Annotated in this window: 10 protein-coding genes; 6 read left to right on the plus strand and 4 right to left on the minus strand. The window is 72.2% G+C overall.

From position 1 onward, the window contains the following. The coding region (locus NBZ83_RS25065) for a hypothetical protein (RefSeq protein WP_261575916.1) at positions 1-333 on the minus strand (333 nt) is incomplete at its 3' end. 99 nt (positions 334-432) lie between these two features. Beyond that, entirely contained in the window at positions 433-1326 is an 894-nt protein-coding gene (gene mca / locus NBZ83_RS25070; RefSeq protein ID WP_261565053.1) for a mycothiol conjugate amidase Mca, read from the minus strand. A gap of 446 nt (positions 1327-1772) precedes the next feature. Here mca and greA point away from each other — a divergent pair, with 446 nt between their 5' ends. The 3 genes from greA to NBZ83_RS25085 all read left to right on the plus strand — a co-directional run bounded on the left by greA (position 1773) and on the right by NBZ83_RS25085 (position 5981). After that, the gene (greA, locus tag NBZ83_RS25075; protein WP_261565054.1) at positions 1773-2255 is read left to right on the plus strand and encodes a transcription elongation factor GreA; all 483 of its coding nucleotides are present in this window, start codon (positions 1773-1775) and stop codon (positions 2253-2255) included. 215 nt (positions 2256-2470) lie between these two features. Then, positions 2471-3955 carry a magnesium chelatase ATPase subunit I gene (locus tag NBZ83_RS25080; protein WP_261565055.1) on the plus strand — a complete coding sequence of 495 codons (1485 nt, stop codon included), beginning with the start codon at positions 2471-2473 and terminating at the stop codon, positions 3953-3955. A gap of 31 nt (positions 3956-3986) precedes the next feature. Next, on the plus strand, positions 3987-5981 hold the full coding sequence (locus tag NBZ83_RS25085; protein WP_261565056.1) for a vWA domain-containing protein: 1995 nt from the start codon (positions 3987-3989) through the stop codon (positions 5979-5981). Here the strand turns inward: NBZ83_RS25085 and NBZ83_RS25090 are convergent. Continuing rightward, positions 5901-6599, minus strand: coding sequence for a helix-turn-helix transcriptional regulator (locus NBZ83_RS25090; protein ID WP_261565057.1), 699 nt, complete (start codon positions 6597-6599; stop codon positions 5901-5903). The two genes, NBZ83_RS25085 and NBZ83_RS25090, sit on opposite strands and share 81 nt — an antisense overlap. 83 nt (positions 6600-6682) lie before the next feature. Between NBZ83_RS25090 and NBZ83_RS33455 the strand changes: the two genes are divergently transcribed. The 3 genes from NBZ83_RS33455 to NBZ83_RS25105 all read left to right on the plus strand — a co-directional run bounded on the left by NBZ83_RS33455 (position 6683) and on the right by NBZ83_RS25105 (position 9037). Next, positions 6683-7138, plus strand: a complete 456-nt coding sequence (locus NBZ83_RS33455; protein WP_261565058.1) for an antibiotic biosynthesis monooxygenase — start codon at positions 6683-6685, stop codon at positions 7136-7138. A gap of 244 nt (positions 7139-7382) precedes the next feature. Continuing rightward, on the plus strand, positions 7383-8495 hold the full coding sequence (locus tag NBZ83_RS25100) for a trypsin-like serine peptidase (protein ID WP_261565059.1): 1113 nt from the start codon (positions 7383-7385) through the stop codon (positions 8493-8495). Between the two features lie 80 nt (positions 8496-8575). Further along, positions 8576-9037, plus strand: coding sequence for a hypothetical protein (locus NBZ83_RS25105; protein WP_261565060.1), 462 nt, complete (start codon positions 8576-8578; stop codon positions 9035-9037). Positions 9038-9084: 47 nt separating this feature from the next. Here NBZ83_RS25105 and NBZ83_RS25110 read toward each other — a convergent pair whose 3' ends face one another. After that, positions 9085-9984, minus strand: a complete 900-nt coding sequence (locus tag NBZ83_RS25110) for an alpha/beta fold hydrolase (protein ID WP_261575917.1) — start codon at positions 9982-9984, stop codon at positions 9085-9087. Positions 9985-10060 lie beyond the last annotated feature (76 nt).

Here is a 10060-nt window from a genome sequence, read left to right on the forward strand (position 1 = left end):
GGGCTGGGTGGGCAGGTCGAGACGCTGACCCCCGCCGCCCGTGGCCGTGGTATCGCCGACGACCTCGCCGTCGATCACCGGGCCCTTCCCGCCGGCCAGCACCGATCGGCGGCGGATCGCCTGGCGCGGATCGACCGGGCCGGTGGGTCGGTCGGGGTCCACCCCGAGAAACTCACCGTTCGCCACGTTCGAGCGCATCCGGCGCAGGCTCTTCGACAGCATGAAGAACAGCCCGGCAGAGACCAGGATCAGCCCGACGACGATGAGCAGGCCGGCAGCGCCTGCACTGGACTCCTGCTCGGCCAGCACGGAACCGGCAAAGATCTCGTTCACGGTGACGTCCTCACATCTCGACACTACGCCGCGCCGGACCGCCGGCGGTGGCCGCCGATCACCCGCCGCCGGCGGGCCGACCACCGGTCACGCGCACCGTCAGACGCCGTTGAACAGGTCATCCTCGGGCAGGGTGCCGACCTCGATCAGCGAGCGGGCGAGCTGGTAGTCCTCGGTGGGCCAGGTCTCCCGCTGGACGTCGAGCGGAACCCGGAACCACCATCCGGTGGGGTCGACCTGGGTGGCGTGCGCGATCAGGGCGCGGTCGCGGGTCTCGAACCAGTCCGCGCACGGCACCCTGGTGGTCAACCTGCCCGCCTCCGCCGCCCGGCCGGCCCACTCGTCGAGGCGGTCGGTGTAGGGGGACTCCAGGCCGCGGGCCAGCAGCGCCTCGTGCAGGGCGAGGACGCGCTCCTTGTGAAAGGTGAGGTGGTAGTACAGCTTGAGCGGCTGCCACGGGTCGAGCCCGGCATCGACCCCGACCTCGGGATAGCGCTCGGGATCGCCGGCCGCCTCGAAGGCCTCGATGCTGATCTTGTGCGTCATGATGTGATCGGGGTGCGGGTAGCCACCGGACTCGTCGTAGGTCGTGATGACCTGCGGCCGGAAGGCGCGAATCAGCCTGACCAGGGGCTGGACCGCGGTGGTGACCGGAGTGGTGGAGAAGCGCCCCGGTGGCACAGGCGGCAGCGGGTCGCCCTCGGGCAGGCCGGAGTCGACGAAACCCAGCCACTCCTGGCGGACACCGAGGATGCGTCGGGCGTTCTCCATCTCCTCGCGGCGGACCTCGGCGATGCGCTCCGCGACGCCGGGCCGGTCCATCGCGGGGTTGAGGATGCTGCCCTCCTCACCGCCCGTACATGTCACAACAACTACGTCCACACCCTCACTCGCGTAACGCGCCATCGTGGCCGCGCCCTTGCTGGACTCGTCATCAGGGTGCGCATGGATGGCCATGAGACGCAGGCCATGCCGCTCGTCGACCGAAGGCATGCCACCATTGTCGCTGATGGTTGGGCCGGACCACGGTCATCGACCGGGGTGGCCGCGACGTGACCGCCGTGCGACACCGCTGTGCGGAACCCTGGAGCCTGCCTCCACGTTTGATCTGGAAAAGTCACCCAGTGCCGTGGCACAATGCACCGTCCGCTCATGCGGCGACGGGTGTAGCGTCACCGGCCGGCGTACCGACATCGGAGTCGGTCGGCCCCGGGGGACCGACGGAGTACGGCACCCGTACGCCGCGCTCCCGCTCCGCCAGGTGTGCAGTCATGGTCGAAACTTCGGACTGACGGATCGCCCGCGAGGGTAGGAACCGCTGGTCCAGGGTCTCCCGGCGGTCGAGGAGCCGCCGCCGGAGTCAGCGGGCTCGACCCAGATTTCCTTGATTCACCTTGATATCGTGACCCTTTTGATGTTCACCGAGGAGCGTGACCCGCGTGACGCAGCAGACTTGGCTCACTCAGGAGGCATACGACCGGCTCCGCTCCGAGCTCGACTACCTCACCGGCCCCTGGCGCACGGAGATCGCGTCCAAGATCGAGGCGGCCCGTGAGGAGGGCGATCTCAAGGAGAACGGCGGCTACCACGCCGCCAAGGAGGAGCAGGGCAAGCAGGAGGCCCGGATCCGCCAGCTCATGGACCTGTTGCGCGACGTGCAGGTGGGCGAGGCTCCCAACCTGAGCGGGGAGGCCGGCCCGGGCACCGTCGTCGAGGTGCGTTTTCCCGGCGAGCAGGAGACCGAGAAGTTCCTCATCGGCTCCCGCGAGGACCACAGCACTCCCGTCGACGTCTTCTCCCCCGCCTCCCCGCTCGGTGGTGCCGTGACCGGCCACAAGGCCGGCGAGACCGTCAGCTACACGCTCCCCAGCGGCCGGTCCGCGAAGGTCGAGATCGTCTCGGTCGCACCTTACGGCTCCTGACCGCACCCGGACCTGGTCCAGCCATGCCACTTCGGCCGGCCCGGGGGTCGCCCATAGTGGCTGGCACACCGGCACCTGCGAGCCGCCCGCCCGAATAAATCGGGCGGGCGGGGCTGCCTTCGAGCGAGGCAGCCGGAGGTACCCCCCGACTACGCCTGCAGCGGACGGCAGCCGACTTGGCTGCGCCGCGGGCGGTGTCGACGTACCGTCGACGCGTGGAGGATCTGCCGGCACCGCCCCGTCATTCCGTGCCACCGACCGCGACATCCTCGGCCACCTCGCCGGCGGGTGCCGCTCCGCAGTACGCCACGGTGGGTGAGCTCCGCCGCAGCGGGCATGTGCACCGCCCCGTGCGCACGGAGCTGCGGGACAATCTTGTCGCTCTGATGAAGAGTGAGGCGCCCCGTTTCCCGGGCATCGTCGGGTTCGACGAGACCGTTCTGCCGCAGGTCGAGCGCGCCATCCTGGCCGGCCACGACATCGTCTTCCTCGGCGAACGCGGACAGGGCAAGACCCGGCTCATCCGCACCCTGGTGAGCCTGCTCGACGAGTGGTCGCCCACCGTCGCCGGCTGCGAGATCAACGACCACCCCTACGAGCCTGTCTGCGGCCGCTGCCGGGCGCTGGCGGCTCAGCTCGGCGACGAGCTTCCGATCGGCTGGCGCCACCGCTCCGAGCGGTTCGGCGAGAAGCTCGCGACCCCGGACACCAGCGTGGGCGACCTGATCGGCGACGTCGACCCGGTGAAGGTCGCCGAGGGCCGCACCCTCGGCGACCCGGAAACGGTGCACTACGGCCTGGTGCCTCGGACGAACCGCGGCATCTTCAGCGTCAACGAGCTGCCCGACCTCGCCGAGCGCATCCAGGTGGCGCTGCTCAACGTGCTGGAGGAGCGCGACATCCAGGTCCGCGGCTACCTGCTGCGCCTGCCGCTCGACCTGTTGCTGGTGGCCTCGGCGAACCCCGAGGACTACACCAACCGCGGCCGGATCATCACCCCGCTCAAGGACCGCTTCGGCGCCGAGGTCCGCACGCACTACCCGCTGCAGCTCGCCGATGAACTCGCGTTGATCCGCCAGGAGTCGGTGATCTCCTGGGCGGGCTCACCGCTGGGCACCCCCGAGATCGCCGATCACCTGCTGGAGATCGTGGCAAGATTCACCCGCCTCGTCCGCGAAGCTCCGCAGGTCGACCAGCGTTCGGGCGTGTCGGCTCGGCTGGCGGTGGCCGCAGCCGAGACGGTGGCCGCCTCCGCGGTTCGCCGCGCGGCGCTGACCGGGGAAGAGACGCCCACCGCCCGGGTGGTCGACCTCTCCGCCATCGTGCCGGCGGTGCGCGGCAAGGTCGAGTTCGACCAGCTCGAGGAGGGGCGCGAGGACGAGGTGCTCGCGCTGTTGCTGCGCCGCGCGATCGCCGAGACGTTCCGGGCCCGCCTCGCCGGCGCCGATCTGAGCGGGCTGCAGAACCGCTTCGAGGCCGACGGCCCGGTCGAGACGGGCGACATGGTGCCCGCCGCCGAGCTGCTGCGCCGGGTCGGCCCGGTGCCCGGACTCGCGGCGATCCTGAACCGGCTTGGCGTGGACGGCGCGGAGTCGCCCGGCCTCGCCGCGGCGGCGCTGGAGCTGGCGATGGAGGGACTGCACCTCAACCGCCGGTTGGCGAAGGAGGAGCTGCCGGGCCGAACGGTCTACGGCTCCTAGGCTCGATCCTGACATCCGTGGGAGGACCCCGGTGAGCTCCGGCACATTCCGCTACGGCCCCTGGGACGGCGGGCCCGACCCGCTCGCCTCCCCCTTCACCGCGGCCGGCGCACTCGACGAGATGTCCCGCCAGATCCTGGAGGGCCGCACCCCCCGCGAGGCGCTGGAAGCCCTGCTGCGCCGCGGTATGCCCGGCCGCCGCGGGCTGGACGACATGCGCCGCGCCATCGAGCGGCGCCGGCGCGAAGCGCGTTCCCGCGGCCGGATGGACGGCACCCTGCAGGAGGTCCGGCGGCTGCTCGACACGGCCGTCGGTCAGGAACGGGCGGCGTTGTTCCCCGACCCGTCGGACGAGGCTCGCCTGCGTGAGGCCGAGCTCGACGCGCTGCCCGCCGACCCGGCGCGCGCGGTGCGGTCGCTGGCCGAGTACGACTGGCGTTCCCCGCAGGCCCGCGAGACCTACGAGAAGATCTCCGAGCTGCTACGCAAGGAGGTCCTCGACACCCAGTTCAAGGGGATGAAGCAGGCCCTGGAAGGGGCGACGCCAGAGGATTTCGCCCGTATCCGCGACATGGTCGGGGCGCTGAACACCCTGCTGGAGGCCGACGCCCGCGGCGAGGACACCGACGAGGCGTTCGGCGAGTTCATGCGCCAGTACGGCGAGTTCTTCCCGGAAAACCCGCAGTCGCTCGACGAGCTGGTCGACGCGTTGGCGCGCCGCTCGGCGGCGGCGGCCCGGCTGCTCGCGGGGCTCACCCCGCAGCAGCGCTCCGAGCTCGCCGACCTGATGTCCACCGCGATGGAAGACCTGGGACTGGCCGCCGAGATGTCCCGGCTCACCCAGGCACTGCGCGCCTCCCGCCCGGATCTGAACTGGGGCGGGCGGGCCCGCGGACGCGGCGGGCGGCTCGGTGAGGGCCTCACCGGGGACGAGCCGTTGGGCCTCGGCGATGCCACCTCGGCGCTGGAGGAGCTGTCGGAACTCGACGAGCTCGCCGCCTCGCTCGGGCAGGACTATGCCGGGGCGTCGCTGGAGGACATCGACCCCGACGCGGTCGCCCGTGCCCTCGGTCGTTCGGCCGTCGACGACCTGCGCAGCCTGCAGCAGGTCGAGCGGGAGCTCGAGCAGCAGGGATTCATCACCCGCCGCGCCGGCAGCCTCGAGCTCACCCCGCGGGCGGTGCGCCGGATCGGGCAGGCGGCACTGGCACGGATCTTTCGCCAGGTCACCGCCCGCGGCCGCGGCGATCACAACCTCACCGATGCCGGTTCCGCCGGCGACCTGCTCGGCACCTCGCGGGCCTGGCAGTTCGGCGACACCCAACCGATCGACGTCGTCCGCACGGTCCGCAACGCGGTGCTGCGCGCCGGGCCACCCGGGCAGGGCCGCCCGGTGCGGCTGGAGGTCAGCGACTTCGAGGTCGCCGAGACCGAGCGGCGCACCACCGCCGCGGTCTGCCTGCTGGTCGACCTGTCCTACTCGATGGCCCTGCGCGGAACATGGGGGATCGCGAAGTCGACGGCGCTGGCGCTGCACACCCTCGTCAGCACCTCGTTCCCACAGGACAAGATCCACATCATCGGCTTCTCGGACTACGCCCGCGAGCTGCGGCCGGTGGAGCTCGCCGGCCTCGACTCCGAGATGGTCCAGGGCACGAACCTGCAGCACGCCCTGCTCATCGCGGGCCGGCTGCTCAGCCGCTACCCACAGGCCGAACCGGTCGTCATGGTGGTCACCGACGGGGAGCCCACCGCGCACCTGCTGCGCGACGGCACGCCGTCGTTCTCCTGGCCGCCGATGCCCGAGACCCTGGAGCTGACCCTCGCCGAGGTGGACCGGCTGACGCGGCGCGGGGTGACCATCAACGTGTTCATGCTCGACGACGAGCCGCGCCTCGTGCAGTTCGTCGAGGAGATGGCCCGGCGCAACGGTGGGCGGGTCCTCTCACCCGACCCCACCGCCCTCGGCAGCTATGTCATCCGGGACTACCTGCGTTCCCGGGGACGCCACCACGTCGCCCGCTGATCCGACCGCGGCCGCGGCACCCTGACTCGGGGCGTCCCCCGCCGGCCGCGCGGAGTCGGCGGGCGAGGGCGGAGTGAGGGCGGGGTCGGCGCCGAGCCGCTCCCAGAACTCCGCCATGAGCCGCTCGTAGGCGAGACCGAGGTCCAGGGTGCGCCGCAGCGACCAGACCATGGCGTCCGCCGGCAGCGCGGCCAGCGTGCGGTAGGTCTCCAGGTGCGCCCGGTGCGCGGCGGCCTGGGCACGGGCGAGCCGGGCTACGTCGCCGGGGCGGCCGAGATCGGCGAACGCGAGCTTGAGCAGGCCGAGGTCGCGTAGTTCGGTGCGTCCGGAGTCGCCCGAGGAGAGCCAGTCCTGCAGCCTGTGCCGGCCGGCCTCGGTGATCCGGAAGATCCGCCGGCGGCGCCCCCCGGCCTCCCGCTCCTCGGCCAGCAGCCCGGCCGCGGCGAGGCGCGGCGGCTCCTTGTAGAGCTGCGCGTGCGGGAACGACCAGTAGTTCCCGACCGACTCGGCGACCGAGACCTTGAGATCGTAGGGCGTGGCGCTGCCCCGACGGGCCACCTCCCCAAGGACCAGGTACGACACCGGCGTCAGCGCGATCTCCACCATGGTCTCCATCATACGGCTTGACTCATACCGTCTCTTTGAGACTATTCTTGCCTCGAGCGATAGTCCGAGTCAGACGATTGTGGAGGTGGGTCACCGTGCCGACGATCCCCTGGACCATCCCGCCAAACCGCAGGCCCGGCGCGGCCCACGCCGAAGACACCCACGCCGGCGGCACCAATCCTGCGGACGGCAGTCCGGCGGACGGCGCCGTCGAGGTCATGGCCTCTCACTTCGTCCTCACCTCGATCCGGCACACGGTCGCGATGCTGCGTTCGGCGATGGCCGTCCGGCGGGCCGTGCTGGCCGCGCCCGGCGCCCTCGGCGTCTCGCTGGTCGCCCGCCCGTTGCGGCGCGAGTACTGGACCCTGTCCGCGTGGACGGACCGGGCCGCGTTGGACGCGTTCGTCGGCGACCCGCACCACCGGGAGGCGATGCGCCGCCTCGGGCCCGCGATGGCTCGGTCCCGTTTCGTCTTCTGGCGCCCGCCGGCCGGCGCCGGCGCCCCCACCTGGGCTCAGGCCCACGAGCACCTCGCCGCGCCGACTGACTGACCATCCCGCGGGGACGCGACCGACCGCCCTCGGTTGACCACCCTCACCCCCCACGGGGGATCTGATCGGCACCCGGTAGGCGCCCGCCGCGCCCCGACCATCCGGATCTCGAATTCTGCTACTCTGCGCGATCGTGGGATCACGGAGGGCAGAGGAAGGCGCAGGCGACGCAAGACATCGGGCGGGCCTGCGGCAGCGGGGGCAGCGTCCTCGACCACCAGCCCGCTCGCGGCTGGTCGCCGCGGTGCTGCTGACGGCGGGCGTGGGGCTCGCCCCCACGGCCATGCCCGCCTCCCCCGCCCGGGCCACAGCGAGCGGCGCGATCCTCGCGGACGGCCTCAACCACATCGGCGGCCTCCCCGGCCTGCCAGGCGCGGATGTGCGACCGGCGGGCGGTGGCCCGCCGCTCGCCGGCCCCGCAGCCGGGGCGGTGCGACCGGCAGACATCGCCGCCGAGATCACGCGGGGGCAGCCGTCGCCGCTGTCGGCGCCCGGCGCTGTGAGCATCGCCGAGCAGCGCGAGGTCGAGCGGTACTGGACGGCCGAGCGTCGCGACCGGGCCTTCGGCACCCACATCACCGACCGCTCCGACACCACCGCCGACGCCGCGACGACCGCGACCGCCCCGTTCGCTGACGATCCGAACCCCGGGCTGTCGAACACGCCGCCGCCCAGCGACGGCACGCCGTACGTTCAGGGCGGGCTGGTCACGACAACCACCGGTCGGCTGTTCACCACGATCGGCGGCGCCGACTTCGCGTGCTCGGCAAGTGTGGTGACGAGCCCGGGGCACGACCTCGTCGTGACGGCGGGGCACTGCCTGCACGGCGGAGCCGGCGTCCAGTTCGCCCAGCGGGTCGCCTTCGTTCCGGGCTACGCCGACGGGACGCTGCCGTACGGCATCTGGACCGCCCGCCGGCTGACCGTGACGCCGGGCTGGGCGAGCGGTTCGAACTTCGACGTCGACGCCGGCTTCGCGCTGTTCAACACCCACAACAGCCGGCACCTCGAGGACGTGACCGGGGCCCAGGGCATCGCGTTCGGCCTGCCGGGCACCTACCCCCAGTACAGCTTCGGCTACCCACGCCTGTTGCCGTACGACGGCAGCCGGCTCATCTACTGCGCCGGGCCCGGGTCCGCCGACCCGTACGGCGGCCCGTCGATCGGGGTGGGCTGCCGGATGACGGCGGGGGCTAGCGGTGGCCCGTTCATCACCGGGTTCGGCCGGCTCGGGCCCGGGCACGGCTGGATCGACGGGGTGGTCAGCTACGCCTACGCCGGTTCCACCGACCGTCTGTACGGGACGCACTTCGGCGATGTGGTGAAGCTGCTCTACTACCAGTCCTACCGACTCTGACCCGGCAGAGTGCACAGGACCGCGACAGTTCGCCCATAGCCGGTGCACAGGCGCGGTGTGTCGATCGGTACCGTCCCCCCATGCCGCATCCGGGCAGCTTCGGGCTCCTTCTCACCCTGCACGTCCTTCTCGCGATCTTCTTGGTCGGACCGCTGACCCTGGTGTGCGCGTCCGTCCCCAGCCTGCTGCGGACCGGACCGCGCGCCCTGTCGATCCTGCGACTCGCCGCCCGTCTGGTGCGAGGGTTCGCGATGGCCTCGCTACTGATCGTGGTGACCGGCGCGGGGATGGTGCACCAGGGGTCGTTCGGCAGCGTGCGGTCGTTCAGCGACTCCTGGCTGCTGGGCTCGCTGGTGCTGTGGGTGGTGGCGTGCGGGACCTGCCTGGCGGTCATCGCGCCCGGCCTGTCGCATGCCATCGCCGAGATCGACGCCGGCGGGGACGCCCGTCGCCGGCTCGGTTCCATCACCGGCGGCGCCGTGCTGAGCTCCGCCTGCTGGGTAGTGGTCATCGCCCTGATGGTGGTCAAACCCGGGGCCTGAGCGCGGCGGCCCGGTGGCCGGCCCGGCGGGCGGCCCGTGTCAGCTCGTCAGCTCGCGGCGGCGAGAGAGCGCCGGCCGGCCTCCCCGCGATCGACGACGTCCTCCAGCTTGTCGAGCACCCGGTCCCATACCTGTCGGGGCAGGTCGTGGCCCATCCCGTCGATCTCCAGCAGCTCCGCGGCCGGGATCGCCGCGGCCGTCAGCCGACCGCCGATCACCGGGATGAGCGGGTCGGCGCCGCCGTGGACGACCAGGGCGGGCGGGCGCAGCCCGGCGAGCTCCGCGGTGCGGTCCGGGGCGGAGAGCACCGCGGCGACCTGGCGCAGCACGCCGTCGGGGTTGCTCCGGCGGTCCCAGTAGATCTCGGCGCGCCGGCGCAGCCAGGCCTCGTCTGGCGCGAACTCCGGCGAGCCGAGGATCTCGTGCGCCTCGTGCGCGGCGAGGACGGACTGCTCCACGTCGAGCGGCGCCGGGCGCAGGAACAGCCCGATGGCCTCCGGTGTCGGCTGCACCCGGTGGTCGCCGGGGTGTGACATCACCGACGTGAGACTGCGGACCCGCGCCGGGCTGCGCAGCGCGGCGATCTGGGCGACCATGCCGCCCATCGACAGACCCAGCAGGTGCGCCGACTCGACGTCGAGCGCGGTGAGCAGGCCCAGTGCGTCGGTGGCGAGGTCGGCGAGCCCGTAGGGGGTGAGGTCGAAGCGCCCGGCGATGATCGCCCCCAGGTCGGGCCGACCCAGGTCGTCAAGGTGGGTGGACAGGCCCACGTCACGGTTGTCGAAAATGATCACTCGGTAACCGCGCCGAGCGAGCGCGGCGAGCAGGTCGGGATGCCAACCGACGAGCTGCTGCCCGAGACCACCGATCATCAGCAACGGCAGGCCGTCGTCGTCGCCGTGGATCTCGTAGGCGAGGTCGATGCCGTTGACCGTGACGATGCCCATGGTCGGAAGGTAGTCATCCCGTGCCCGACACGCACGTCTTCCAGGCCGAATCGACCCAACGTCACCCATGCGGGCC

Source organism: Frankia gtarii (assembly GCF_025403375.1).
Lineage (GTDB): Bacteria > Actinomycetota > Actinomycetes > Frankiales > Frankiaceae > Frankia > Frankia gtarii.